General features: G+C 39.8%; 23 protein-coding genes and 3 pseudogenes. 9 read left to right on the top strand and 17 right to left on the bottom strand.

Annotation, left to right across the window (positions count from 1 at the left end):
- The first annotated feature begins 298 nt into the window (after nt 1–298).
- A complete protein-coding gene (locus FBB35_RS00345; protein ID WP_174713482.1) occupies nt 299–1,195 on the top strand; it encodes an alpha/beta fold hydrolase in 897 nt (298 codons plus the stop codon).
- Nucleotides 1,196–2,127: 932 nt separating this feature from the next.
- Here the strand turns inward: FBB35_RS00345 and FBB35_RS00340 are convergent.
- Nucleotides 2,128–3,150 (bottom strand): IS4 family transposase, encoded by a 1,023-nt coding sequence (locus FBB35_RS00340; protein WP_174708017.1) that lies wholly within the window; start codon nt 3,148–3,150, stop codon nt 2,128–2,130.
- A 142-nt stretch (nt 3,151–3,292) separates the two neighbouring features.
- On the opposite strand from FBB35_RS00340, the gene FBB35_RS00335 reads away from it, so the two are divergent.
- Nucleotides 3,293–3,787, top strand: coding sequence for a hypothetical protein (locus tag FBB35_RS00335; RefSeq protein WP_174708016.1), 495 nt, complete (start codon nt 3,293–3,295; stop codon nt 3,785–3,787).
- Between the two features lie 30 nt (nt 3,788–3,817).
- On the opposite strand, the gene FBB35_RS00330 is transcribed toward FBB35_RS00335, so the two are convergent.
- From FBB35_RS00330 to FBB35_RS00310, 5 genes and pseudogenes are all read right to left on the bottom strand, one after another.
- Entirely contained in the window at nt 3,818–4,405 is a 588-nt protein-coding gene (locus FBB35_RS00330) for a Uma2 family endonuclease (RefSeq protein ID WP_174708015.1), read from the bottom strand.
- 44 nt (nt 4,406–4,449) lie between these two features.
- Entirely contained in the window at nt 4,450–4,611 is a 162-nt protein-coding gene (locus FBB35_RS00325) for a sensor histidine kinase (protein ID WP_174708014.1), read from the bottom strand.
- A 168-nt stretch (nt 4,612–4,779) separates the two neighbouring features.
- Nucleotides 4,780–5,913 (bottom strand): annotated as a pseudogene (locus tag FBB35_RS00320) (sensor histidine kinase); the annotation flags it as partial.
- Nucleotides 5,912–6,193: pseudogene (locus FBB35_RS00315) on the bottom strand (filamentous hemagglutinin N-terminal domain-containing protein); the annotation flags it as partial. The pseudogenes FBB35_RS00315 and FBB35_RS00320, both read right to left, overlap by 2 nt.
- Before the next feature lie 118 nt (nt 6,194–6,311).
- Complete coding sequence (locus FBB35_RS00310) at nt 6,312–8,114, bottom strand: ShlB/FhaC/HecB family hemolysin secretion/activation protein (protein WP_174708012.1); 1,803 nt, start codon at nt 8,112–8,114, stop codon at nt 6,312–6,314.
- A gap of 459 nt (nt 8,115–8,573) precedes the next feature.
- Between FBB35_RS00310 and FBB35_RS00305 the strand changes: the two genes are divergently transcribed.
- The 3 genes from FBB35_RS00305 to FBB35_RS00295 all read left to right on the top strand — a co-directional run bounded on the left by FBB35_RS00305 (nt 8,574) and on the right by FBB35_RS00295 (nt 10,687).
- Nucleotides 8,574–9,134 carry a Uma2 family endonuclease gene (locus tag FBB35_RS00305; RefSeq protein ID WP_174713481.1) on the top strand — a complete coding sequence of 187 codons (561 nt, stop codon included), beginning with the start codon at nt 8,574–8,576 and terminating at the stop codon, nt 9,132–9,134.
- 119 nt (nt 9,135–9,253) lie between these two features.
- Nucleotides 9,254–9,445, top strand: coding sequence for a hypothetical protein (locus FBB35_RS00300; protein WP_174708011.1), 192 nt, complete (start codon nt 9,254–9,256; stop codon nt 9,443–9,445).
- Between the two features lie 90 nt (nt 9,446–9,535).
- Nucleotides 9,536–10,687 carry an AI-2E family transporter gene (locus tag FBB35_RS00295; protein ID WP_174708010.1) on the top strand — a complete coding sequence of 384 codons (1,152 nt, stop codon included), beginning with the start codon at nt 9,536–9,538 and terminating at the stop codon, nt 10,685–10,687.
- A 180-nt stretch (nt 10,688–10,867) separates the two neighbouring features.
- On the opposite strand, the gene FBB35_RS00290 is transcribed toward FBB35_RS00295, so the two are convergent.
- The 4 genes and pseudogenes from FBB35_RS00290 to FBB35_RS00275 form a co-directional block, all read right to left on the bottom strand.
- Nucleotides 10,868–11,704, bottom strand: a complete 837-nt coding sequence (locus FBB35_RS00290) for a DUF928 domain-containing protein (RefSeq protein ID WP_174708009.1) — start codon at nt 11,702–11,704, stop codon at nt 10,868–10,870.
- A 78-nt stretch (nt 11,705–11,782) separates the two neighbouring features.
- Entirely contained in the window at nt 11,783–14,119 is a 2,337-nt protein-coding gene (locus tag FBB35_RS00285; RefSeq protein WP_174708008.1) for a CHASE2 domain-containing protein, read from the bottom strand.
- A gap of 183 nt (nt 14,120–14,302) precedes the next feature.
- A complete protein-coding gene (locus tag FBB35_RS00280; RefSeq protein WP_174708007.1) occupies nt 14,303–15,271 on the bottom strand; it encodes a DUF1822 family protein in 969 nt (322 codons plus the stop codon).
- A 479-nt stretch (nt 15,272–15,750) separates the two neighbouring features.
- Nucleotides 15,751–15,924: pseudogene (locus FBB35_RS00275) on the bottom strand (acyl-CoA desaturase); the annotation flags it as partial.
- A 178-nt stretch (nt 15,925–16,102) separates the two neighbouring features.
- Between FBB35_RS00275 and FBB35_RS00270 the strand changes: the two are divergent.
- The 3 genes from FBB35_RS00270 to FBB35_RS34060 all read left to right on the top strand — a co-directional run bounded on the left by FBB35_RS00270 (nt 16,103) and on the right by FBB35_RS34060 (nt 18,510).
- A complete protein-coding gene (locus tag FBB35_RS00270; RefSeq protein WP_174708006.1) occupies nt 16,103–17,440 on the top strand; it encodes an IS701 family transposase in 1,338 nt (445 codons plus the stop codon).
- A 112-nt stretch (nt 17,441–17,552) separates the two neighbouring features.
- Nucleotides 17,553–17,948 carry a transposase gene (locus FBB35_RS34065; protein ID WP_254625668.1) on the top strand — a complete coding sequence of 132 codons (396 nt, stop codon included), beginning with the start codon at nt 17,553–17,555 and terminating at the stop codon, nt 17,946–17,948.
- Between the two features lie 94 nt (nt 17,949–18,042).
- Nucleotides 18,043–18,510 (top strand): transposase, encoded by a 468-nt coding sequence (locus tag FBB35_RS34060; protein ID WP_254625646.1) that lies wholly within the window; start codon nt 18,043–18,045, stop codon nt 18,508–18,510.
- Here the strand turns inward: FBB35_RS34060 and FBB35_RS00260 are convergent.
- The 6 genes from FBB35_RS00260 to FBB35_RS00230 all read right to left on the bottom strand — a co-directional run bounded on the left by FBB35_RS00260 (nt 18,476) and on the right by FBB35_RS00230 (nt 23,068).
- On the bottom strand, nt 18,476–18,703 hold the full coding sequence (locus tag FBB35_RS00260) for a hypothetical protein (RefSeq protein WP_254625774.1): 228 nt from the start codon (nt 18,701–18,703) through the stop codon (nt 18,476–18,478). The genes FBB35_RS34060 and FBB35_RS00260 overlap by 35 nt on opposite strands.
- A 228-nt stretch (nt 18,704–18,931) precedes the next feature.
- Entirely contained in the window at nt 18,932–19,111 is a 180-nt protein-coding gene (locus FBB35_RS00255; protein ID WP_174708005.1) for a hypothetical protein, read from the bottom strand.
- 150 nt (nt 19,112–19,261) lie between these two features.
- Nucleotides 19,262–19,579 (bottom strand): 2Fe-2S iron-sulfur cluster-binding protein, encoded by a 318-nt coding sequence (locus FBB35_RS00250; RefSeq protein WP_174708004.1) that lies wholly within the window; start codon nt 19,577–19,579, stop codon nt 19,262–19,264.
- Nucleotides 19,580–20,779: 1,200 nt separating this feature from the next.
- On the bottom strand, nt 20,780–21,622 hold the full coding sequence (locus tag FBB35_RS00240; RefSeq protein ID WP_174708003.1) for a tetratricopeptide repeat protein: 843 nt from the start codon (nt 21,620–21,622) through the stop codon (nt 20,780–20,782).
- 367 nt (nt 21,623–21,989) lie between these two features.
- Nucleotides 21,990–22,910 carry a ribonuclease D gene (locus FBB35_RS00235; protein WP_174708002.1) on the bottom strand — a complete coding sequence of 307 codons (921 nt, stop codon included), beginning with the start codon at nt 22,908–22,910 and terminating at the stop codon, nt 21,990–21,992.
- 20 nt (nt 22,911–22,930) lie between these two features.
- Complete coding sequence (locus tag FBB35_RS00230) at nt 22,931–23,068, bottom strand: hypothetical protein (RefSeq protein ID WP_174708001.1); 138 nt, start codon at nt 23,066–23,068, stop codon at nt 22,931–22,933.
- 307 nt (nt 23,069–23,375) lie between these two features.
- Here FBB35_RS00230 and FBB35_RS00225 point away from each other — a divergent pair, with 307 nt between their 5' ends.
- Nucleotides 23,376–23,834, top strand: coding sequence for a BON domain-containing protein (locus FBB35_RS00225; protein WP_174708000.1), 459 nt, complete (start codon nt 23,376–23,378; stop codon nt 23,832–23,834).
- A 330-nt stretch (nt 23,835–24,164) separates the two neighbouring features.
- Here the strand turns inward: FBB35_RS00225 and FBB35_RS00220 are convergent, their stop codons facing one another.
- Nucleotides 24,165–24,986, bottom strand: coding sequence for a carbonic anhydrase (locus tag FBB35_RS00220; RefSeq protein ID WP_174707999.1), 822 nt, complete (start codon nt 24,984–24,986; stop codon nt 24,165–24,167).
- Nucleotides 24,987–25,788 lie beyond the last annotated feature (802 nt).

Here is a 25,788-nt window from a genome sequence, read left to right as displayed (position 1 = left end):
AAACCTTGTAAAACAGTAATTTCAAGGTTAATTTCCTTTTTATTGTGAAAAAAATCACCAAATCTTTACAAGTAATCCAGTAATTTTACATCTGCTTAATCTGACGGTGGTGAGAAGTTTTAGAGCAATTGATTCGCTGATAATAACAATGAGTGGAAGTTTGAACTAAACACGTAAGCATCCAGTGTAACTAAAAAGACTTGGGGACGCAAAGACAGGATCAAAATTCTCTCTGCGTGTACCCGTATTACTACTTTCACTTATGCCAACAAATGACTACAGTCAACAAAAAATATTTATGTTTCAACCACAAGGATTTGACCAACGCTCTATAAATACCTCACTAGGTAGAATGGTGTATTATTCTGCTGATGGAGCGCCTTGGCAGAATAATGTAACTGCTAAAGACGATCAAGAAACTTTGGTGTTCTTGCATGGCTTTGGTGGTGGATCTTCTGCTTATGAGTGGTCAAAGGTTTATCCGGCTTTTGCCGCCGAATATCGGGTCATTGCACCCGATCTGATCGGTTGGGGTCGGTCTGAGCATCCGGCACGGAATTATAATATTGAGGATTATTTAACCACGATTCGGGAGTTTTTACAGCAGACTTGTACTGGTCCTGTAACTGCGATCGCTTCTTCTTTGACCGCAGCATTTACAATTCGAGTAGCAGCAGCTAATCCTGATTTATTCAAGGCTTTAATTCTCACCACCCCCGCCGGACTTTCCGACTTTGGCGAAGACTACTCGCGTAGTTTTTTTGCCCAGTTAATCAGTGTTCCTGTTGTTGACCGTTTAATTTACAGCACAGGGGTAGCCACCAGTGGGGGTATTCGCAGTTTCTTGGAGCAACGGCAATTTGCTAAGTCTAATCGAGTGTACCAAGAAATTGTAGATGCTTATTTGCAATCCGCCCAGCAGCCCAATGCTGAATATGCAGCACTGTCCTTTGTCCGTGGCGATTTATGCTTTGATTTATCCCTTTACATTCAAGAATTAACAACTCCCACCGCCATTATTTGGGGACAAAAGTCAGAATTTACAGGGCCTTCAATTGGTCGCCGCCTTGCCGAAATTAATCCCCAAGCAATCAGATTTTTTCAAGAGTTAGAAGATGTGGGGTTAACACCACAGTTGGAATTGCCGGCAGTAACAATTGGGTTAATTCGCCAATTTTTGCCTTTGCTGAATTAGTAGTTTTAGTAGTTTTTTTATTAGTCCCAGCCTTGTCTAATACCATTTTGGATTTGAAATTTGAGATTTTGGATTGTAAAAAAGTTAGTAGATAAGCTTTTTGGTAATCTATCTCTCGCAATCATTTTTTAAATTGGTATAATGTCCTCCCTTTGCCTATCAAGGCAGGGCATTATCACGGCTACATGAGACTTTACCACCTTTCCTTCTATATGACAGAGTGTGTTAAGAGAATGCTACGCGAATGCGAGCTAGTTTTTCATGATTTTTGCGTATGCAGACTTCGTTTGTGTAGTAGCGTAAAGCCTTCTCTTCTCTTTCAGAGACGCTAACGCGAACGAGACGCTGCGCCAACGGCATAGCTTCGCTCAGTGCGTCAGCGTGCCGGAGGCTCTATTGTCTGAGGCTGTTGGTCAATTCATAAAATCCCTAGTCCTAAAACCTTGGTGAGGTCTGCAAGAAATCGTAGGCTAATAGCTCAAGTGTGTTTCAAAGGACTGAAGTTAAATAAATTAATTCGCCAACAGTCTTATTCTATTCGCTCAATCCTTTCCATTTAAGATGAATGGTTTCATTATAGTATTCAAAATCACTATACTATTCGACCTTGCTTGATAAATTGCTAATTACATAAACAAAATAAGGCATAGCGATTTCATACTAGCAGGTAGATTATCTGATGACTATTCCAGAGTAAATTAAAAAAATATTACATGGATACTACGAGGAAAGATTGTCGCTTAGTTGTTGTGAAAAAAAAAGTAGCGATCGCATGTAATCTACCCAACGCTTTTGGAGAGGGTAATTCTGAAATAGATTTCAGTAGCAACATTTTAAAGTTACATTTAATTCATGGCAGCAAGCAGAAATGTTGAATGCTGATACAAAACTTTACATTATTAGTTACACTAAGTCTCAAAAGCTTAAATTAGTCAGCAAAACATCATCTCCTCAAACCAATGAACATAGCTGATTTTCTGACACATACAAGATTGAAGATAGCGGAATTTATCTAATAGTGTATGTCCCCATTGTTCGGGAATAGATAAAAGCTGTAAAATCAGATAGGCTATCAAGCTCACGTAAATTTGTATGGTAATACCATTGACGTTTTTGGTAATGAGTTTGTCAAGTTTTAAGTGCATCTTTAAAAACTTCCACAACAATTCAACTCCCCAACGTAATCGATAAATATCCCTAATTTCATCATCATGAACAGCTGCATCTCCCGACTCTGGTAAATTAGTCACTAAGCGAAACTCGGTTTTTGTCTCTAAATCACAGAAATTAATTACTCTATAAGCTTGAGCATCATCAGATGCACCAACTTTGACCAATCCATTTGAGCCATCAAATTCTAGTTTCCAATTGTTTTTTATCCGCAAAACAAAATATTTGTTTTCTTGTACTAATTCTTGGATAAATTTTAATCCAGCAAAACCCCTATCCATTACTCCAACAGCATTTATTGGGAGACTAGACATCATTTTGGAACCAAATTTATAATCATGGTCATGTCCAAAATTGATGAAGTTATCTTCTGGGCTTCCTGTGGAGAGATTTAAGGAACTAAACAGCTTGACTTGATGATGACCTAGTACCCATAACAATTTACTTGTGAGAGTAATAATTGTTGAATCTATTGGACAAATTGCATATTTATTGTGTAACTTTTTTTGAACTTCCTTCTGTACTAATTCATTTAATTTTTGGTAAATCTCTTGAAAAGGTTTTTGGCTTCGATGTAAATTTGCTTTAGAGAAAGTAGAAATATCTACCTCAAAACAATTGTTATTTAATCTGTTAAACAAATCTCGCATACTTGTTAAGCTGTTATCCAGGGCATAGGATAGCCAGCACTCAAAAAACAGACGACTGTTCAATACTGGATAATCGTTTTTTGGCAGGCTTTTCAGTATATCTTTGACAATTTTGGGAAATGAATTTATAATCACAATCAAACTAATATATTTTAAGCCTTAGCCCAAAACTACCATATTTTGGGCTATTTTTATCGGATTTTTCTTAACATTCAACACTTCTGTTCCAAAAGTTATTAGCTATTACTCAAAAAAGTCTCAAATATCTGAAGATGAATTGCCAGCAAAAATAACAAATTACACAAGTGGTCGGAGGCTGATTCAAGAAATTTATAATATCAGAGATTTAGCACCTTACCTTCACAACATCCAATTTTGGCTACATATATATGTAGAAAATATTGCTTCTTCTTTGTTGAAACCATATTATCAAGCCTATGCAAATTTGGTGCGTAACACTGATTCCTCTATAACAGGCATAGACTATATTATAGGAACTTTACGTAGAGTTGAGTGGAAAAATATGCAAGAAAAAATTCCGAACAATCCCACAGACTGGAAAAACTTGACTTTTAAATATGCGATTGATTGCTTAGATAAACAAGTAGCAAGAATAAATAATTGTGAATACGAGAATAGTTTAAAAGCAGATTTAATAACTCGAATATTTATTTGGATTATAGAAAATGGGAAAATATCTTTTTCGCAAGCTCAATTAAATCCTGCTAAACAGGCTTTGCTACCTACCACTTTGGGAACAAAGTCGCTTTGAAAGTCGTTATATTTATCCTAATCGATAAGGCTAGATAATTTGCTGTAAATTCAACACAAATCCAGGTAGGACATTTTCTCCTGATAAACTAGTAGGATTGTCTAATATGTCTACATCTTTACCTGGACGATAAATTTCTACTCGCTTATTTTTCCGGTCAATTAACCATCCTAGTTGAGCGCCATTTCCGATATATTCCTGCATTTTCTCCTGCAATTCTTTCAACGAATCAGTACGAGAACGCAACTCTATAACAAAATCAGGACAAATAGGGGCGAATTTTTCTTGTTGTTCTGGGGTTAAAGCATTCCACCGTTCAATTTTTACCCAAGAAGCATCGGGAGAACGTTCTGCACCATTGGGTAGGGTAAAGCCAGTTGAAGAATCAAAACCTTTGCCTAATTTAGTCTGTTTATTCCAGATTCCTAACTCAACAACCATATCAAAGTTGCGGTTGCCAGTATCACTACCTATTGGTGGCATAATTAATATTTCCCCTGATGCTGTACGCTCAAATCGATAGTCGCGGTTTTTCTGACACATCTGGAAAAATTGCTCATCAGTCAAGTCGATTTTCAACTTGAGTATAGAAGACAAAGTGGTTGTTGTGGCGTTCATAGACTATTGTGAGCATCTTACTTCAGTCTAGCCCAATGAGCTAGTTATGTTGTCTTTATGTTCTGGCATTCCCACCCCGTGTCAGTGATCGCAATTTTTACCCACTCAGAATCAATTAATGAGGTACGAATGGTAATGTTGGGAAGTGGAAGTTCATTGTCTATTGTTTGTTCTAAAGCATCAATGGCATTCGTCAGAATATTCATAAACACCTGATTAAGTTGCCCTGCATAGCATTCAATTCTAGTTGAGTGATAGTTGCATTGAATTCACTGGTGTAATAGCTTAACTGTTTCTGTAACTGGGAATTTTGCTGGCGAAGAGAGAGTATTTCATGTTCTAGTTCTTCAGTATATATGACTTGTTTTTCCCGCTTACTGTCGAACTGGAATTAAGATCACAAATTCTGTACCTTGCTCTGTAGAAGAGTTACACTCGATTGAACCACCATGTTTTTCCACTATAATTTCTCGAGCGATCGCCAGTCCTAATCCTGCACCTTTACCAACACTTTTCGTAGTAAATAAGTGGTCAAATATTTTTTGCTTGGCTGATTCGCTCATGCCAATTCCATTATCAGCAATCTTTACCTCAACATTTAGCTCTTTCAAGGACGTGGTAATTGTAATTCGGTTAGGTTTAGCTTTAATATACTCAAAATTCCGACCTGTATTTGATTCATCCAATGCATCTATAGCATTCGCTATTAAATTCATAAATACTTGATTTAATTGACCAGAATAGCAAGTAATTAGAGGTAGCACCCCATATTTTTTAATAATCTCGATTGTAGGGCGGTCTCCTTGATCTTTGAGTCGATGTTTTAAGAGCATCAAGGTACTATCAATTCCTTCATGAATCTGAAACTCGACTAGAGATAAAATATCGGATCGAGCAAAGGTTCTTAGAGAGAGGCTAATATCCTTAAGACGATCGATTCCCTGGTGCATTGATTCCATAATTTTTGGTAAATCTTTAGCCAGATACTCTAAGTCAATTTCTTCAATGAGTTCTTCAATTTCCGGGTCTGGGTGTGGTAACTTTTGGTGTTGGAGATTCACCAAACGCAGGAGATCATTCATATATTCTTCAATATGAGAGCAACTTCCACTAATAAAACCAATTGGGTTATTAATCTCATGACCTATTCCTGCAACCAGTTGTCCAAGGGTAGACATTTTCTCACTTTGAATTAGTTGTAGTTGGGTATTTTGTAACTTTTGTAGAGATTGAGTTAATTCTATGGTGCGTTCTTCAACTCTTTGTTCGAGGGTACGGGTAAGATGGGAGATGTTCAAATGTAACTTTAATCGAGCAATCACTTCTTCTTTTTGAAAAGGTTTGGTAATGTAATCAACTGCACCAATTTCTAGTCCTTTTACTTTGTCTGTGGCATCGCATAAAGCAGTCATAAAAATGACCGGAATATTCTTAGTGATAAAATTGGCTTTCAGTCGGCGGCAAATTTCAAATCCATCAATATCCGGCATCATTACATCCAGGAGAATTGGGATTGAGCAGAAATAGATTAGCGCCACCATTGGCTTTAATTAAACCATCAATGTTGGAAACACTACCTCCAGTGACGCGACTGAAGATATTTTGGATATCTGCGGCATTGTTGAAAAAAGCCGAGCCGTTGCTAGGAACTGAAAATTGGCTGAAGCTGTGGAATAAATTGTTGCCAACTCGATTACCGTTAATGATGGTAAAGTTATCGCCACTTTGAGAGACAGTAGTATTTAAAGTGCTATCAGGAATTATCTGGGCACTGACAGGCATTACCATCAACGGCACTATTCCAATGCACAGACCCAACCAAATAGAGTTCGTTGTCATTGCCAAGCCTTTATTTATACCTTGCATTTTAGGTTGCCCAAAACAGTATAGTTTTGAAACGATCGCCTCAAAATGGGGAATAGCGGAGTGAGAAGTACAAGCCATTTTCTTGGAGCGATCGCTTTTCACCATCCACCGAGATTAAAGGAATGCCCCAATCTAGGCGAGCCGATAAGTCATCACCCTGTTTCCACAATAGCCCCAACCCAGTACTGACAAGGGTACTTGGCGATGGATTTTCGCCGTTGACGTTCCAACCTTTACCCACATCAATGAAGGGTGTAAGTTGCAGTACCCCGTCAATTTTATTGGCGCGGACAATGGGGACTCGAAATTCTGCCGAAAACAACAGACCATTATCTGTAAGTAATGCGTCTTGACGATAGCCCCGGACACTTAGTTGTCCACCAAGACCAAATTGCTCTAAAGGCACTAAAGAATCTGCCGCTAATTGGAAATCGCCCCTAACTAAAAATAATGTGTCTGGTGCTAATTGTCGTACCCACTGCGCCTGTCCCCGCCATGCGAAAAAGCGGCTATCTGGTTCATTCTCACTGACATTGGCATCAAACCAATCTACCCCAAAACTCAATTGCCATCGCGCCGCAAACACATACTGGTTACTTCGCTGGGTATATTCTTGAAAAAAGCGCACAGCCGAAATATTCGTTTTTCCGTTCTCATCTGCACCTGGTGAGAGGCGAAACGGCCCAATATTATCAATACCCAACTCAGTTTGGCTTGATTGGCGCGAAAATGACACCCCAACTGCCAACTCTTGGGTTGATTTTTGCACTAGTGGTTGCCGATATCCTAATTCATAAGATTGGGAATCTGACTGGATATCAAGGACACTGAATGGTTCTTCAATAACGTGGTTCCATCCCTGGTTAAAGCCAAAGGATATAGTGCCGTTGTGGGCATTAATCGGTAGTGTGTAATTGGCATTAATGCTATTACTACCATCAGTATTGGCGTATCCCACACTTAGAGTATCGCCCAAACCTAATAAATTGGCTTCTTGCAGATCCACTCCCCGACGAAAACTACCCACACTAGGCGATCGCCCATTATCTAGGCTTGCCGTCAGTTTAAAAGTGTCTGCTTCTTCTACCTCAACTTGCAATATATTGCTTCCCGGATGCACGCCTGTTTGCAATTCGGCTGATAGGTTTTGAATCCGTGGATCGAGACGGAGTAGTTGTAGTTTTTCTAGGAGGCGTGGTACGTTTAGGGGTTTGCCAGCACCAAGTTGGATGCGGGAGCGAATGTATTGACTACGTAATCGTCTGTTACCAATGATTTTGATTTCTTCCAGACTGCCTTCGATTACCTGAATCTTTACTGTTCCTGCTTCTAGTGTCTGCGGTGGAATCAATGCCCCTGTAGTCACATAACCCTTATCAATGTAAAGCTTGGCGATCGCATCTTTGATTTGCAGTAATTCTGCAAATGTCACTTCTTTGCCGACAAAGGGATTGGTAATCGCGGCAAATTGCTCTGGTTTGAAAACTGTACTACCTACAACTTCAATCCGCTCTACCCGAAATTTCGCATTCGAGTTATCCTGACTTGGAATTGACTCATCTGGTATTGTTGGCAAAGGGACTAATTGATTGTTATCTGTTGGCTTTGGCAACACATCAGTGGGTAAGGGTGTTACCGGAACTTCTTCTAACCGACCGGGTGGTAAGGTCTCAGGATTTGGAGTTTGGGCAATCACCTGCTGATAATTAGATAATACTGCTGCTAAAACAAAGCCGAATGCCAGAGGTCGTAGTCCAGAGATTATACTTGTAGGCTTGGTTAATATTTGTTGTGTAGAAAATACTGAACTAATAATAGAGTTCTCTGTAACGACTTGTTTCACTGACACCCTTCTCCTTAAATTTACTAAATAAGAATTCAGGAGTCAGGAGGGGAGCCGGATGTCTTCTTGGGTCAGAATTCAGTTGGTTATTCTGATCCAAGAAGCAGTAGCAAGTCCGCCATCCTCTCAATAGAGAGGTTTAAGACCCGCGCTAAATAGAAGATTTAGTGGTCTCGATTTGACCGGAGTAACGGAAACGTCTCCGGCTTCGCTCCTGAATCTAACTTCTGAATTTTTCTTCAATGATTCTTTTTTTACATTCAGTTCATCCCCGATACTTTGGTGTAACGAGCGATGTACCACTATTTATCATGGCTGTATTTTTTACAGCCATCATCAGCATAAATACTGCTTTTTGTCAAGAGTGATCAAGCGAAGAGACAATTTAATTTAGTGAATCAATACTCTAGGCGATCGCTAAGACACATAATTAAACCATCCCCTCTACGCTATTTGCTGATGGCGATCGCAACTCAACCCCAACTAACTTTAGACGAGTTTCTTAAACTGTCAGAAACTGAGCCAGCATCAGACTTTATCAATGGGAAAGTTATTCAAAAACCAATACCTCAAGGTGAACATAGCTTACTTCAGGTTACTCTTTGCCAAACAATTAACGGTATAGCTAAAAGGCAGAAAATTGCTATAGCTTTTTCAGAACTACGCTGTACCTTTGGTGGTGCTTCTATCGTCCCTGATGTGTCTGTGTTTCGTTGGGATAGAATTCCTAAAACTCCATCTGGCAGAATTGCTAATCGTTTTGAAATTCATCCCGACTGGGCAATTGAGATTCTTTCCCCAGACCAAAAGTTAAAAAAAGTGTTGAGTAAATTATTGCATTGTTCGCGCAATGGTAATGAATTAGGCTGGTTAATCAACCCTGAAGACGAAAGTGTGCTGGGGGTGTTTCCTGGACAGAGGGTGGAATTATACGAAGGTGCAGATAAATTACCCATCCTAGAGGGTATCGAGTTGGAACTGACTGTAGAACAAATTTTTGGCTGGTTGAGTTTGACGTAAAAAAGCGAACGCATTTCCTAAAGAAAGTTGGAAAGGATTGTATCTGTAGGTTTATTGTAGAAACTGAACCGTACAGCGCAAACTCGTATGTACTACAAAAAATTTTATGCCGTACTTTTATGGGAAATCAACTAGGATTTGTTCTGAAACTGCTTTTACTGTCGGCTTTGTTATCAGTATTAATTAAGTATGTGGGGCCAAGTCTATCAATTCCGGCGACAGGAACCAACGCGCTAATTATAGTATTGTTGCCGATTGTGATTATAGCGATCGCGCTACTGTGGCGATTTCAAGCACAGAAACAAAATTAACTCAAACGATCTACGCACAAGTGACTAAAATCAGCTAACCTAGCTGAATTACAACAAAATTGCATCTTGCCAACCGTTGGGAGTTAGCCTGTGAACCTCGGTCAATGGATCGGCTTAATCGCCATAGTTCTTTCTTTATACATCCTGTGGCAAATCCGGGAAGTGCTTTTGCTCATGTTTGCCGCAGTTGTGTTAGCCACGACCTTGAATCGGCTAGCAAAACGCTTCCAACGCTTTGGGATGAAGCGTGGATTCGCCGTTCTCCTGGCAGTAGCGATCTTTTTCGCAGGCATTGTGGGTTTTTTCTGGCTTATTGTCCCACCATTTGCACAGCAGTTTCAAGAACTAACCTATCAGGTTCCTAAAGGGTTTGGGCGCTTTAATAGTTGGCTTGATGCCCTGAGAACTCGCATTCCTAATGAGTTAGTTCCCTACATTCCAGATATCAACAGCCTCATTCAACAAGCACAACCATTCATCAATCGGGTGCTAGGAAATTCCTTCGCCTTTGTATCTGGCTCTTTAGAAGTCGTTCTTAAGATTTTGCTGGTGTTGGTTTTAACAGGAATGATGTTAGCCGATCCTTTAGCCTACCGAAAAGTATTTGTGCGGCTTTTCCCCTCATTTTATCGGCGGCGGGTGGAAGGAATTTTAAATAAGTGCGAAGTCTCTTTAGAGGGATGGATTACAGGCGCTTTCATTGCCATCTTTGTAGTAGGGCTGATGAGTCTCATTGGCTTATCAATTTTGCATGTCAAGGCAGCACTAGCTTTAGCGGTTTTAGCGGGATTTTTTAACTTGATTCCCAACCTGGGCCCAACGATGAGCGTAATCCCAGCAATGGCGATCGCCTTCTTGGATGAACCTTGGAAAGCGATCGCTGTCTTGATTCTCTACTTTATCATTCAACAGGTTGAGAGCAATTTCATTACGCCTGTGGTGATGGCACATCAAGTCTCATTGCTGCCCGCCATAACCTTAATTGCCCAACTATTTTTCGTAACTTTCTTTGGCTTTTTAGGATTATTTCTAGCACTACCCCTGACTGTTGTAGCTAAGATTTGGTTGCAAGAAGTGTTAATTAAAGATGTTTTAGATGAATGGGGAAATAACCATAGAAAAGAGACTGAGTTTGTGATGGTTTCTGAATCTCCTGAAGTAGAGGACTATTGGAGAGCAGATAGTCCTGATGTTAATCGGGAGAAAGGGATTGATGATGATATTTTACAAAAAGAAGATTAATCAATTTTGGATTTTGGATAAAGGCAAGTAGCTAGAAAGAAATTAATTAAAGTTTCTAGTAATTTAATCCTAGTAATCCTAGTTGGTAGTGAGTGGTTTATCGCTCACTACCAACTAGGATTTTATTTGATGTTGAATTATGGCTAACTACTTAGTTGCTCTGAGAATGTGTTTCTTAGTCTAAGGTTTCTCCGAGAAAATCGGTTCTGCTGCAACATCATCTAAATGGATGCTGCTTAACAAATTCTGCCACTCTGCTTGTAATTTTGCATCTTTAGGATTTTTCTGGCGCAGTTGAGCCAGTGTGGTAAGTGCGTCGTACCATATCCCGTTTTGGGCATAGATAGCATAGCGGTTTAAAAGTTCTGTAGTTTCTAGCTCTTTAACTATGGCGGGATTGAGTTCGACTCTTTGTATTACCCCTTCGACGTAAGTCGGGGGAGCATTCTTTTCCTGATCACAGCTAATAGTGAAAAACCAGCGATATTGTTTGTTTAGTGCCAAGCCAGGAGAAGTGCTAGGTAGAGACACACTGATAACTCCTGCTTTCTCTGGTAGAACGATCGGTTTTTTATAAATCTCGTTAGAGTCTTGATCTTGCAGCACAAATTCAACTGCATAAGGAAAATCTTTAGTATATGGCACATAGAAAAACCAACTTGGGTGTTCTAGCGTTGTCTTTCCCCAGACATTGATTACTGAGTTAGCTTCCTGAGTAAAAGACACTAAAGCAGTCAGGTCATGTTTAGTAATTTGGCATCCATTTATGTTGCGCTTCGCTCCACCACGAACGCGGCCTCCAGGAGGAGGTCCAGATGGAATTGCAGGTTGATTAAAGATTGTGGATTTAGTATCGCTGGCTTTAGCTTCAGAGCGTAGGCGTAGGCCGTCGTAGGCATCGCTAGTTGAAGAACCGACGTTTGGTTTTGCCAGTACTGGAGTCAGGCTAACTAATAAATTGGTACAGCTAAAAGCTACTACTAAAAACAGTTTGATCGGTTGTGAATTTGACTTCATAAAAACCCTTCTTGAACTATGTAAGCCTGGTAGATTTATCTGCTGCTTATCCAAAAATTTAATCAGAAAAATCTTTCCCTATTTCTTACTCTCTACCTGCACTTTTTTTGCTGAATTATAAATTGACATCAGGCTAACCGTGGCTACCAGCGACAAAATCGACGGGACAAATGGCACCCAAGCACCCGAAATTAATAGACCAAAGCAAAGTATATAGAGAACACCAGAGGTAATGCTAACTGCCAATGCCAACCAAGGCAAGGAAAACTTTCGCCAAGCCAAAACTCCTCCTACCAAAGACCAACCCCAAATCCAGGCCACCTCAGTCCACAGCGACCAAACCCGCAGCAATGGCCGCCCATCCTGCACAGCACTGAGGATCTGGCTGATCATGTGGGCTTGTACTAATACTCCTGGCATTTGCTCATCTAAAGGAGCCCCGTATGGTGTAGGCCAAGTGTCTGGAGAATCCCCCCTTGCTGTCACACCAATCAAAACAATCTTGTCTTTAATAGCACTGGGGCTAATTGGATTAGCTAAAAATTGGGTTAGTTTCACCTGTTGGACTATCTGTTTTGGAGAGCGGTAGTTAAGTAAGATTTGACCGCCATTAGCATCAATATCGTGATAGCCGCCAGTGCGAGACTTCAGATTCGGAAAAATAGTTTTACCGAGTTGCAAATTCCCTTCAGGGGTGAACTTTGGTTGAATTCCTGAAGGACGCAGATACAAGGAAGCTAGTTGTAGACTGAATGCAAAGGTAGCAGGACACAATGATGTTGGCTCCTGGTTCATGAACAGGAGATGGCGACGGATAACTCCATCAGGATCGTGAATAAAGTCACTGAATCCCAAATTTGTTGTGGGGATTTCTGGTGCTGGCTTAATACCAGTGATGTTTGCTGTGCTATCACTTCCTTTACATACGCCAACCAAAGTTTGAGTTTTTTGAAGACGAGTAATTAAATCTGGTTGTTTGGCTTGAAAATCACGGTAAATATCCAAGCCGATCGCGCGGGGTTGATATTTATTCAGTTTTGCCAATACTTTGTTAAGAGATTTTTCGGAAATGGAAGCTCCAATCAAGGACTCATTATTCTGTCTTTGAATTGCCAGATCGTCATCATCAATTGCAATTACCAGCAGACGCGAATCTTGTGGCTCCGCAGGGCGCGATCGCATCATCTGGTCAAAGGCAGGAATTTCTACACTTTCTAGCCATCCTACACATCTCACCCCAAAAACCAAACTTGTAATCGCCAAACTGGATAACAAAGTTGTTGCTAATCTGCGTTTGGTAGACAAAACTAAATTCGGGGTATCTTTAGGTTTTGTTATAGACCTTAATTCATCCCAGGTGGGTGGTATCTGCGCTGGATTTTGGCAAATCATTGGTAGCCAAGTTGCACAGGGAAATCGATCCTCAAGTCCTTGCAATCGTTCCCGTGCTTGGCGTACCGCTTGATATAAAGACTCGCCACCAGCAAAGCCTTGGAGAAAATACTTTAAGAATTCCTTCGCAACCTGGTCTGGGACTGGTTCACGCATGACGATTATTTGAGGAATTTGCAAATCAGCCAATTCTCGCGCTAATCCTAATCCATCACAGGAGTTGAAGATAGCTAGTTGCAAGCCGTTCTCAATGGCTTTCTTCAGAGCATACTTTAATTCGCCAATGGTCAGACTATCAGTCTTATTCAGGTAAATTCGTCCACTTTCTCCATTTTTGTTACTGGAACTGTGTCCAGCAAAGAAGAGAATATCCCAGTTTTTTCCCCAAAGATGCTCGGTTAATTCTTTACGTTGTGGTTCGACCAAAAAGCAGACTTCTGCGTTACCACATTGTTGGAGTAAAGCTTGATCGGCCTCAGTATCAATCCCCTGACTATTACCCACAATTGCCAAAATATTGACTAATGGATTTTTTGGGCGTAGCTTGTGAATGCGATCATAGGATGGTGAAGAAAGAGCGATTTCAGCCTTGGGGTAGCGTTCTAACAACTCCCACAGATGCCAAGGCAATAGCTGCAATTGGCTATTTTCTGTTTGCAAAATTACTCGTACTTCTTCTTCGGACGACAATCTTTCTAACCATTTTTCCCTTAAAGGGCGAAATTCTTCTGCTCGCAACCAGGTATTAAAGCGGGCCCGTAAGATACGGGAAGTGTTTTCGCAGTCTTGAATCATCGAGACATTAGTCACCTGCATTTTGTCAGCATGGAGACGATAACGATTGCCTATTTGCCGATAACTAGACTGCCAATGACTATAATAAAGCGGCATTTCGGGAAATGAAGGTAGTTTCCCCGTGATTTCTGTTGCAGCCCGCTCGTGTTCTTCACCAATTTGGAGGGTGACAGCAAATCCCTGCTCAAAACTACCCTCTCCGAATTTCAGAACCACTAACTTACCCATGACCGTCACTATACCCTCTGTGCAAAATCATCCCCTGTTCTAATGTCTCATAACAAGCTCCACAAGCTTTTGCAGACTTTTTTCAAAATCCCCAAAACTGGCTTGAATTTTTAATTTTTAATTTTTAATTAACCAATTAGCACTTAATAAATTACCGACAAAGAGGGAAAATAGCTGGATGTTTTAAATCCGAAAATGCTCAGTAATGCTAGTATCATTAATGGCTACCCTCACACTAAATTGTTCTGTAGGTTCACCACGAAACTGTAACTGAATGTAGTTGTCTGATTTTCTCGATTGAGCATCTAGAAATACTGCTCCTGAACTATCTAGAACGGTGAGATGAACTCCGGGTGGTAAGTAGATTTGATTCCCAGTGGCGTGCAATTGCAGATGAATACTGGTTTGTTGATCTTTTTCTGGGCTGATTTCCACAATCAACATAACGGGTTGGTTAAGAATTTGGATACCTAAATCAATTAGTTTTGCCCGTTTAGTAATTGATTCTGGTTGATTGAGGGCATTGAGTTCCAAAGTTTCGGTACTACGAAAGGCATAAACTGGTCTAAGTTCCGGCAAGTTCCATAAAGATTCAATAGTTTGCCAACCTGTCTCAAATATACCAGTAAACCATTGACTCAAATTCACGAGTGAACTAACTGGAGATTGACGTAGTTCTCCCAAGTGGTCAATAAATGCTTCCAATGGTTGCAGTTGTTTTAAAGGCAGTGTTTCAGTTGCGATACTAGGAATAAAACCAAGCAGCTTCGCTTCTTGGAGTGATTCATCAAATTGAACTACTAAATAACCCACCCGTTCTTCCCAAGTTTCTGGCGGAATGAAACATATCTCTTGATGTTGATGGACAGGGCGACACTCTAGACGGCCAACTGAGGGCAATTCTAAGTCAGCGACATTTCCACAGAGGCGCATGATAGGGTTCCAGCTGTCGCTAGCTTGAAGGTTGGTAGGAATATCCATCATTTCCAAGTAGTCATTCACCACCCACACAGCTAGCGTATTCAGCCGAACTTGCTCTGCTTTTTCCGAATTTGGCTGTTGGTTAGCAAATTTCTGGGCAGTGATGCGAGCTAATTGGGGAATCGGTAATGTTAAAGCGAAATCGTCTAGCTGATGGGTGGAGTTATTCATAAATCAATCTTTAGTGATCAATGCTGCTATGTACATATCATCCGCATTCACTAAATTTATGCCACAAAATAGAGAATGATTATTAGAAAAATTTAATTAGGGATTGGGAATTGCGGAAAATGCGATCGGTGCAGGAACTGACTCAGATGTTGTACCAACAGGAGCCGAAGTTAGTTAAAAATAAATGCTTGGGGTTGAAGAAAGGGGTAAATCTGGCAAAACAACTTCCACTCTTATAAGCTAATCGGCATTTAACTTGCATCACTAGGGTGGGCAAGATGCCCACCCCACAAGATAAGCTGTTGTGTTTTTAATTTGCACATTGAGACAGCAGGGGAGCAGAGGGGCAGAGGGGAGGGTTTACAGGTTTTACCTAAAAGATTATGAGGCAGGCAACTTGTAGGCGCGACAGCTCATTGATAAAATTTTAATCTGCAAATTAAATGTGTTTTAGCTTACCTACAGGTTGCCACAAATCTAAAGAATTCCGGACGGGGATAAAAAATCCACAGCATCTGACTCCACCAAAAACCTTTGCGTGCAGAGTAAGGATCTTTGTATTCGTCTTCGGTGTGAGCATGATGCAAACGATGTCCAGCCACCCAGAAGATTGGTTCTCCCTGTAAAGATAGCGCACCCAAAATGGCGATCGCACCCAAACAGACCTAAGTGAAACAAGTCAGTTTTTTGGGTGGTTTCACTCTTCTACTTCCGAGTTTTTAGTTTTTACACCAACGTAGCTATGAAAAAATAATATCCCTCTTCTGTCACTTTCCGAGTATTCTGAATAAAAGGATTAAAAGAAAAAACTCTCTTCAGGTAAGCAGGGCAATGGATGTAGAATTACAAATCCTAAAACATTTGGCAAGAGATGCCCAGCCAACAGTTGCGATCATAGATGAATATTGTGCAGAGTATAAAGACCTGTTCAAAGAAGTAAGAAATTATGAATGCTTCAAATATTTACATTTAGGGATAATTGCACCAATAAAAAGAAAATCATTACCAGAAATAGCCAAAGTAGTAAGTATAAACTCGGCACAGTCATTATATCATTTCATAGCCTATTCAGATTGGTCAGCAAATAAATTAAAGAGCCGAAGATTAGATAAATTAAAGAAAGCATTAAATAGTCAGGCGATAACCGTAGTAATAGATGAAACTGGAGATAGGAAAAAAGGTAAAAAGACAGATTATGTTGCAAGACAATATCTAGGGAGTGTAGGAAAAATAGATAATGGAATAGTATCAGTCAATGCTTATGGAGTTTATGAAAATGTAACATTTCCATTAAGTTTCAAAGTATTTAAACCGAAAGGGACGCTCAAATCAGGAGATAAATATAAAACCAAAATAGAGTTAGCGTCAGAAATTATTACAGAATTAATAAATGAGGGGTTTAATATTGAATTAGTATTAGCCGATAGTTTATATGGTGAAAGTAGCAAATTCATCAAAAAGCTCAATGAATATGAATTAGCTTATGTTGTAGCAATTAGAAGTAATCACGGAGTCTGGCTACCAGCTAATCAGAGCGTTAGAGCTAACAAGTGGTGCAAATTTGAGAGAACATTTAGTAATAAAAAATCCGAAATCAGATATATCCGAGAAATAATTTATGGTAAAAAAAGAGCCATAACTTACTGGGAAATAACTACTGATCCAGAAACAATGCCGGATAATTCCACTTCATTTGTCATGACGAATCTTCAAGGAAATCTCAAAAAAACTTTAGGCGATTTATATGGATTAAGAACCTGGGTAGAATATGGGTTTCGACAATGTAAACAGGAACTCGGCTGGACAGATTATCGCTTGACAAATTTTCAACATATAGAGAGATGGTGGGAAATTATTTTTTGTGTTTACACAATGATTAGTCTAAATTCCCCAGCCTTTTTAGCCTTAAATCAATCTCTTCAAATTGAAACTGAGGTGATAGGTACTAGTTATGTTAATTGTGTAGATTTTTCTCATCATCAACAATGGAATCATAATTCTGGATGGAAGAATACTCTTAATAATCTTCGTTTAATTGTCCAACCTCTTTTACTATTTTGGCTGATTTATCCCTGGTTAGATATTTTTCCAAATTCTCATTTATTGCTAGGATTTAATCATTTAATTTGTGCCATGAACCAATTTAAACCCTTTTTTGCTTCTGGATGATTTCACTTATTTACTACTTGCTTATCTCGGAGAGTGACAGAAGAGGGATATAGCGGTTATCAGTCTACTTCAGTACAGTAGGAGAGAGCAATTCTACTGATAATTGGTGGTGATGAAAGCCTACTCTCTCGACTTGCGTCAAAAAATAGTTGATGCTTATGCCTGCGGTGACATTTCCCAACGAAAACTGGCTAAAAACTTTGGTGTCACCTTAAGTTTTGTGCAAAATTTACTCAAACGCCATCGAGAATTGGGGATGATAGGCCCCAAGGTGCGGACTGAGCAGACAGCAACAAAGTTGAATGCTGAACAGTTAGAAATCCTGCGCCAACTCGTCATAGCACAGCCCGATGCGACGTTAAGCGAATTGCGGGAACGACTTTACGAGAAAACAGAGGTCTTAATTGGGGTAGCTACGGTGAATCGGATGGTTCGCTGGAAACTTCACCTCAACCTCAAAAAAAAAGTCTCCACCTCACAAAAAAAGGTAGTGATGAAGTCCAACTAGCCCGATTTGAGTACTGGAAACTCTTGAGGGGGATACCCGTCGAAGAGCTGATTTTCTTAGATGAATCGGGAGTTAATCTGTCCTTCATCCGCAAATGTGCCCGCGCCTTGCCTGGCCTTCAGGCTATGCTCAAAAGCCCAACCGCAAAGGGAAAAATGTCTCGGTAATTGGTGCAATTAGCTTGAAAGGACTGCTCACCCAATGGAGTGGCTTAGGTTCTATCGATGCTTTGACTTTTGATGCCTTCATCGCCCAAAAGCTCGTACCCAAACTTTGGCCTGGTGCAGTGGTGATCATGGATAACTGCTCAATCCATAAAAGTGATGAACTTGAAGCTTTGCTCATCGCTGCTGGCGCTCATCTCATTTATCTCCCCCCCTATTCTCCCGATTTTTCACCGATTGAGAATTGTTGGTCCAAGATTAAGAACATTCTCCGTCGCATCGGTGCAAGGACATACCCTGATTTACTCCAGGCATTAGATACGGCATTCGCAGAAGTGACAATAGAGAATTTGCTGGGTTGGTTTACTCACTGCTGCTACTGTACCTCACAAGACTGATAACCGCTATACCATGAAATGCAATGGCTATTGTCATCACCTCTGATAAATGCATCCTTGATTTACTACACCGTTCTCCTGTTGTTGATGGTAGCTGTGGTACTTGCTGCCACAAGCTTTCCCAGTGATTGCAGAAATCATCTATGTCACAGAAAATTTGCGTAATATCGAGGCGGGATACAATGGTAGACATAGCCGAGACCTTGATTTTTCTTAAGATATTTTTAGTCTCGGCCTTTTTTTGTCACTTTTGCACCGATTCTCAATCGTAGCCATCGCCTTTTTGTCTGTCCAGTTTACCAGATTCATACATAGCAAGCTTTTTGCGCTTTCCTATCCGTCGAACTCACGTCTTTTTAAGGGGGATTTATAGGGGTATCTAAAATTTTTGATACCGACAAGAGGACTTTTCAAACATCCTCTAACTCTTAACTGTCGTAACAACGGCTTCAACTGTAGCTTTTTGTTCCTCAACATCCACAGAAGTAACTGCCCAACGCAGAGGTTCGCCTTGTTTCTTTAACTCTGTTTCAATTACTTCTAGTAAATCTGCGGGAGTTTCTTGTAAATCAATTTCTGCGGTAATAAAATGAGTCGTCATTTTGGTAAATCCTGTTGATTTGTAATTTCTAGAATAGCTGATGTCCGTTTCTATGAAATACTTATGTAAATTATCAGATTTGGTAATTTCAGTGAACAGTTATTTAGCTATGAATAATCATCCGATATACTGATAACTGTTCACTGATTATTAGTCTTTGCCAAATTGCAACTGATAAAGTATGTCTTCTTTTCCTGTCTCAATTTTCAAATCAGAAAGGGGTTTGGCAACACAAAGCAATACGTAACCTTGTTTTTGTAAATCTGGACTAACGCCCATGCCATCAGTTTGATCCACAGTTCCCTGGCTTATTTGACCGGCGCAAGTTGTGCAAACACCTGCATTGCAAGAACTCGGCAGTTCCAAACCAGCAGCATCGGCAACTGATAAGATCGTTTCATTTTCAGGAACTTGCAAGGTATGAATTTTGCCTTGGTGATCAATTTCTACGGTGTAAGTTTTGGGCATATACAAAAGAAGGTCATGCAACTGACAAATTTCTTAGTTTATCTGAATCAGTTAAAAATATCCAGATGTCACTGTCAACTGCCCCACCCATCAGGGGATGAGGCTTGTAACTAGGAAACAGAATTTCCTGAAACATAGGGGGTATTGACTGACCCCTGCTCCTCCGTCCCTTGGGTAAAGGAGAGAATATAGTTATTGTAATCGCAATAATGCGGGTTGAGTCGATGGGGGATATTGTTCCCCGCACCTCTGTGTTAAATCTGGGCGTGCAACTTTCACCGCACCCAGCTTCTGACGTTCTTAGCTTTTGCTTTTACTTCATGTGGATATAATCGTGGCAGCTTTCGTGAATGGCAAAAAAGTTTTTAATTTTCCAATTATTATGGTTTCCATCAATCTGATGGAGATGTTTCTTGTTCAGGAAATTCTGGGTTGACTCCGGCTTTTAGACATCGGAAAATTCCTTGTCTTATGCTCTGGGGAGCAGTGAGTCTATCCATAATTGCAGAGTGGTTTATCTTATCGAAAGTGGGTAGCTAGCGAGGTTTCCGCATTGGTTCTTTTTCCAACTAGCTCCCGCCGAACCGTGCTTACGAGTTTCCAGGTACAAGACTCTCCAGTACTCTTAATTTACGAGACTCGTTTAGACGTTGGTTTACCAGCGTGTATAGCATCATGGCATTGAGGGCAAACCATCAGAGTTTTCCTGCTACGTGCAGACATAATATTGCATCCATTGCGGTTTTTTTCTTGCCTTTGATTTTGAGGTCTTTAAGGGTATGCTCAATCCACGGGGGTATCGTCAGAGTCAGGTAGCTCTTCAGATGAGGGCAAACAAGCTAATGGATCGTAATTTAGCATGATTGATTTCCCGTTCCTCAGTTATGAGTACATCATTATTCTATTAATGAATCTTGATAGCAACAGGACTTACGCAATATGTGACTGAAAACCTTATTCTTGCGTAGGGGTAATTCATGAATTACCCCTACTTTCGTTATCTTTTGCGTAAGTACTGAGCAATTTAAATGAGAGAATCAGGGTCTATGCCGAGCGATCGCAACTGTTCGGCTAGCAATTGGACATGTTGTTTGTCTTGCTGGGGTTGTTGAGCGTATTTCATCTTTGCTTCTGGTGTTAAAAACCTACACCTGTTATCTGCTCCCTATTCCCCTGCTCCCCTACCCCCTACCCTTTTGCCTACTGTCTCAGTTCTTTGATGTTTTTCATCACTTGTTGGTATAAGTCATTGTTACCCTGACTTTGAAAAATGTTCGCTGCTTTTTCTAAATCCTTGAGTGCCTCCTGTCTATCTCCATTGGTGGCGCGGGCATTTCCTCGGTTATTGTAAGCAGGGGCAAAGTTAGGGTTGAGGCGAATGGCTTGATTGTAATCTGCGATCGCGCCTTTTGGATCTCCATTGGCAGCACGAGCATTTCCCCGGTTATTATAGGCGATCGCATAGTTGGGATTCAGGCGAATCGCTTGACCGAGATCGTCTATTGCCCCTTTTCTGTCTCCATTGGCGGCGCGGGCATTGCCTCGGTTGTTGTAGGCTTCGGCGTAGTTGGGATTCAGGCGAATCGCTTCACTGTAATCTTTAACTGCTTCTCTGTTACCTTCTAGTGAAGCGCGGGCATTGCCCAGGTTATTGTAAGCTTCAGCGTCGTTAGGGTTGATGCGGAGGGCTTGATTGTAATCTGCGATCGCTTTTTCCTTATCTCCCAAATCAAAGTAGGCTAATCCCCGACCGTTGTAGGCAGCGCCATATTGAGAGTTTTGACTAATTGCCTTACTATAAGATGCGATCGCAGCTTGTAAATCGCCGTTTAAATGCTGATTCTTTCCCTGAAGATAGAATTCTCCCCCTCTGGATGCTGTAGCTGAACGACGGCTAGGTGTACTAACTCCTATTTCTGTCACCAAAACACTGTCATTCTTGCTACAAGAAACACTACTAATTGCTGTCAATGTAGTAAAAATAGCTATAGTAAATACTTGATTTACCCTTGTTCGCTTTTGTCTAAATAAACGCCGTCTCATAATTTAATATAAACTGCCATAACACCTGAATGCAATTAGTACCAAAATCTAGATTTTAATTCTTTAACTCAATGGTTATTCTAACTTTTGATAGACGTTTCAAGTCGATTAACAAATTTACCAGATATTCAATATATTTATTTAATAGTTATATTAAGGGAAAAACATGAATTATAAAGTATAAAAATTGTCAATTCGGGTCTTTGCTATTGTCATCTCTCTACTTCTTGACAATGGATTTCTGAGCAGAAAGCTACTGTTGCTCATGTTTTTTTAGATACTTTTTGAAAAAAATATATTTGAAATATTAAGATTTGCTATAAATAATAACTCCACCAATGCTGACATTTGTAGCCTAATGGACAATTTACTCATCTTCTGGCTCACTCTCTTGAGTTTTGGGAGTTAGCCGCCAAGAGGTAGTTTTTTCAATATCTACAGATAGTTGTTCCAGATTTTTCCCTAAATCTTTTTGGAGTTTCTGAGTTAGTGTGACAGGGAAATCTAAATCAATATCTTGGGTTTGGGCTAGCCTTGCCAATTCTGAAAAACTAGCTTTAACTGTAGTGCGATCATAACTAGTCAGCTTATGATAAGAAGTTTCAGATATATTCTGAGCTTGCATGGCTTTTTTCATACGTTCTTGCAAATGCTCAAATTCTGAATTCAACAACTTGTATTGTTGCTCAAGTTGCGAATATCTAGTACTTAGTGATATTAAATCTTCCCTTGCGGGTTCGGGGTTGGCTTTGGCTTGTAAACCTAATAAATTTGAGTGGATTTGAGCCAGATAAATACAATCTAGATAAGCATACTCTATCTGTTCTTCAGTCAGGAGGCGTTTTCCCCAATCGCTGGTTTGCTCTTGTTTATCGATATTGTTAAAGCTACAAAGTGCCTTAGCTATGGTTTTAAGTTGATAGTTAGGTAATGGCAAAATATGGTAGGGAATTTTTTTTGCCATTTCTAAAGTGCAAGTAATATTTTTAGCTTTCTTGTTACCTAGAAGTTTTATATCATAACTGGCATTGTGAAAAACTTTTTCAATGGCAGAATTTATCATAATTTTTTCAATAAATTCAGCTATAATATTAGGCTTATCTAGGACATCTAGAAGGTAGACGCGATCGCCACTCATATCTTGAGGATCGTCTAATACCTGAATCAGCGATAGTCTAGGATTACGACTTTTATAGTCAGCCACTTCTGTATCGATCCACAGCGTTTTCGCCTTGGTATATTCAGCAACAATGGCACTAATTTCGCTGGTAGAAGTGAGGTAAGGCATTGGCTGATATTTCCTGATATTTAGGGCATTGTAAGTAAGCCATAGTTTTCTAAAGTAACATTTTGTTGGCAATTTTGCTGGCACAGGATTGCAAAAACCATGAAGTTTTGAGTTGCATAGGCGTAGACATCGCCAAACTGACTCAAATCTGATAACATAAGTCACTAGTGTAAAGCTGCATAGTCTATCATTCAAAAAGCTCCTCAGCATCTACATAAAATTCATAGGAGCCTTAGACCGTATACAGACCCATCCTGGTTAGCAACTGTCAAAAAAATTGAATTGGCGCTTCTCAAAAATGGCTGTAAAATCTTAGCCTCAAGAAATCGTCCAAGTTTTAATTTCCAGTAACCTAAGTTATTGCTTAGGCACTTTTGCTACTTCACATTTAATTGCTTTTTAACATCTGCTCCTCACCATGACACACAAATTAATTGCTTCCAGTAATCAATTCGGAGATAGATAATGAAAAAGCTAATTCTATTACTAGTTAGTAGTATTTTGGTAGTTGGTACTTTTGGCTGCCAAGAGGCTCCTAAAACTGGTTCGGAAACTCCTAGCGCTACTAATGAAGCTGCTCAAATACCAGCAAAACCAGCTTCACAGACAAATGAAACTGCCAAAGTTCCAGGAATACAAACAACTCCTTTAGCAGCTAGCACAGATACTAAAGTTAAAACTGGTTCCGAAAAAACGGCAACAACAAAAGTTAAAAGCGACTTAAAAACTGAAGTTAGCGCCAAGTTGAACAAAGGTTTACCAGGCAATAAGTTACAAGTTGAAAACAAAGAGGGTGAAATTATCCTCAAAGGCACAGTCACTTCTGCTGAAGAACTCAAGAAGGCTGAAACTTTGGTTAAACAAGTTCAAGGTGTGAAGACGGTGAAGGTGGAAGCTAAAGTTGATGCTGTGAAAAAGCCATAAAATAATAACTGAAGCTTTCAGTTAGTATTGGCATAAAAGCCAAACAGAGACTTACATTTGTGTAAGTCTCTGTTTAAAAGTAAGTAATAGTTAGTTTATACCACTTGGATAACTTTATAAACCTAATGGTTAAAAGTTAAAGTCTTATAAAAAAGACTTAAAAATGGTTTCAGTCCACTTGAGTAGACTTCAGTTTAGCTATGACTTATTTTTAGAAATACCTGAGAATATCTAAGATGTAACTGGAGCAAAAATTGATTAGTCTAATACCAATTCTGAGCGGTTTGAGTCATGGTGATATGTGGAGTTAGAATTCTATATTCTCATCTTTCAACTTCCATTATTTGAACCTCGATAAATTCGTTCCATCTGCTCTGGAGAAAGGCGTTTCATTGGAAACCACTCAAATGCAGAAACAGACACTTTTTCATAAGGTTGAACATCATTTTGCTGGTTTTCAGGGGAATGCACTGCTACATTAGTATTTGCATACTGACCTCTGAACGACTCATCTATTTCTGATTCTGGAAGCTGAGTCTGAGGTAAAACATAAGCGTGCTTTTGGGGATCGTATGCAAAAACTTCTCCTGTTTCAATGTGATAAATCCAAGCATAAATGCTGAGTTCCCCCTGATAAAGCTTAGAGTGAATCACTGGATACGTCCGCAAATTCTCAATTTGAGTAAGAACATTTTCGGCAATCATAATCTCTAGCAGTTCTTCTCCGTCGTAGTCACTGTAGTGGTCTATAACTAACCTTCGAGTCGCCTCTGCATATTTAAGCCAATCATGTACAAGCGGCATTTCGTCGCTGAGATTGTGTAACTTCATTAGTCCTTTCATTGCACCGCAATGAGAGTGACCACAAATAATAATTTGGCGAATATCTAAAGCTTGAACAGCATATTCAATTGTCGCTCCTTCACCGCCATTACTTGCCCCATACGGTGGAATGATGTTACCTGCATTGCGAATGACAAATAATTCACCGACTTGGGCTTGTGTAATTAGATTTGGATCGAGACGCGAATCAGAACAGGTAATAAACAATACCCTGGGCTTTTGACCATGTGAAAGTTGCTCAAACAATTGTTGATGTGTCGAAAAATAGCTAGATTTAAATTCGCGCAGACCTTTAATTAATCTCTTCATTACTAAGTTCTACAAATATTTGCGAGTTAAGAGCCAAATTACACAGAGCAGATTGAGGTAGTAAAGAGGGCTTTCTTTCTACGTTTTTACAATTGTAAAGATTACTATATTATAAATTCATTTGGTGATTTTAATATCCTCTACCATTTAGTAGAGTTACTTTTTTCCCTTCCTCCTCTCTGTTCCTTAGCAAGTCACGTTCCTGTGTGAGAATGCCTTGAGCCTGTTTCAAACTTAGTTATATCCTGAGATAAAAATATGACGCTTTGTTGTCGCGATCAACCGAGAACGACATATACAGAATATAGTAATCCGATTTGATTTCTGTTCGCGCAGCGTGGCGTAGCCATAATTACTTGCGTAGGCAGGGAACAGGCAACAGGCAACAGAGAAGAAAGAATAAAAGTGTACGGAGTTTTGTTCAAAAATCAAATAAGAATCCTATAGATGATTTAAACTATACCAATTAGTTCATGTTTGCACTTAAATTTTCCTTAGATTGTTTCCAATTGAACACTTGTAATTAGGACTGACGCAAAGACACCTAAACACAGAGATTTTTGAATTACAAATAATTAGGCGGACATGATATTATCTGCTCTGGGAAAATTTGGATGGTCAGTTTACAACATTCAAATTTTCGCTGTACACTGGGCGATCGCCTGCGGTAAGCCTTTTGGGTGACGCTGGTAGGCTTACCGCAACGCGTCTACAATAATCCCCAATTACTTCCCCTTACCCTCTTGCCAATTCTTAATTAGTTGATACACTTGTTCTTCATTAGCCCAGTTAACCAGCGCCT

The organism is Nostoc sp. TCL240-02, from assembly GCF_013343235.1.
Classification (GTDB): Bacteria; Cyanobacteriota; Cyanobacteriia; order Cyanobacteriales; family Nostocaceae; genus Nostoc.
Note: the sequence above shows the minus strand (reverse complement) of the source record. Positions and strands in the feature narration are given on the sequence as shown.

What these genes read in the sequence shown, in the direction of transcription:
- FBB35_RS00345 (WP_174713482.1), top strand. Translation starts at nt 299, where the DNA reads ATGTTTCAACCACAAGGATTTGACCAACGCTCTATAAATACCTCACTA.
- FBB35_RS00330 (WP_174708015.1), bottom strand. Translation starts at nt 4,405, where the DNA reads ATGAACGCCACAACAACCACTTTGTCTTCTATACTCAAGTTGAAAATC.
- FBB35_RS00325 (WP_174708014.1), bottom strand. Translation starts at nt 4,611, where the DNA reads ATGAATATTCTGACGAATGCCATTGATGCTTTAGAACAAACAATAGAC.
- FBB35_RS00305 (WP_174713481.1), top strand. Translation starts at nt 8,574, where the DNA reads ATGGCGATCGCAACTCAACCCCAACTAACTTTAGACGAGTTTCTTAAA.
- FBB35_RS00300 (WP_174708011.1), top strand. Translation starts at nt 9,254, where the DNA reads ATGGGAAATCAACTAGGATTTGTTCTGAAACTGCTTTTACTGTCGGCT.
- FBB35_RS00290 (WP_174708009.1), bottom strand. Translation starts at nt 11,704, where the DNA reads ATGAAGTCAAATTCACAACCGATCAAACTGTTTTTAGTAGTAGCTTTT.
- FBB35_RS00285 (WP_174708008.1), bottom strand. Translation starts at nt 14,119, where the DNA reads ATGGGTAAGTTAGTGGTTCTGAAATTCGGAGAGGGTAGTTTTGAGCAG.
- FBB35_RS00280 (WP_174708007.1), bottom strand. Translation starts at nt 15,271, where the DNA reads ATGAATAACTCCACCCATCAGCTAGACGATTTCGCTTTAACATTACCG.
- FBB35_RS00270 (WP_174708006.1), top strand. Translation starts at nt 16,103, where the DNA reads ATGGATGTAGAATTACAAATCCTAAAACATTTGGCAAGAGATGCCCAG.
- FBB35_RS34065 (WP_254625668.1), top strand. Translation starts at nt 17,553, where the DNA reads ATGAAAGCCTACTCTCTCGACTTGCGTCAAAAAATAGTTGATGCTTAT.
- FBB35_RS34060 (WP_254625646.1), top strand. Translation starts at nt 18,043, where the DNA reads ATGTGCCCGCGCCTTGCCTGGCCTTCAGGCTATGCTCAAAAGCCCAAC.
- FBB35_RS00260 (WP_254625774.1), bottom strand. Translation starts at nt 18,703, where the DNA reads ATGTCTACCATTGTATCCCGCCTCGATATTACGCAAATTTTCTGTGAC.
- FBB35_RS00255 (WP_174708005.1), bottom strand. Translation starts at nt 19,111, where the DNA reads ATGACGACTCATTTTATTACCGCAGAAATTGATTTACAAGAAACTCCC.
- FBB35_RS00250 (WP_174708004.1), bottom strand. Translation starts at nt 19,579, where the DNA reads ATGCCCAAAACTTACACCGTAGAAATTGATCACCAAGGCAAAATTCAT.
- FBB35_RS00240 (WP_174708003.1), bottom strand. Translation starts at nt 21,622, where the DNA reads ATGAGACGGCGTTTATTTAGACAAAAGCGAACAAGGGTAAATCAAGTA.
- FBB35_RS00235 (WP_174708002.1), bottom strand. Translation starts at nt 22,910, where the DNA reads ATGCCTTACCTCACTTCTACCAGCGAAATTAGTGCCATTGTTGCTGAA.
- FBB35_RS00230 (WP_174708001.1), bottom strand. Translation starts at nt 23,068, where the DNA reads ATGTTATCAGATTTGAGTCAGTTTGGCGATGTCTACGCCTATGCAACT.
- FBB35_RS00225 (WP_174708000.1), top strand. Translation starts at nt 23,376, where the DNA reads ATGAAAAAGCTAATTCTATTACTAGTTAGTAGTATTTTGGTAGTTGGT.
- FBB35_RS00220 (WP_174707999.1), bottom strand. Translation starts at nt 24,986, where the DNA reads ATGAAGAGATTAATTAAAGGTCTGCGCGAATTTAAATCTAGCTATTTT.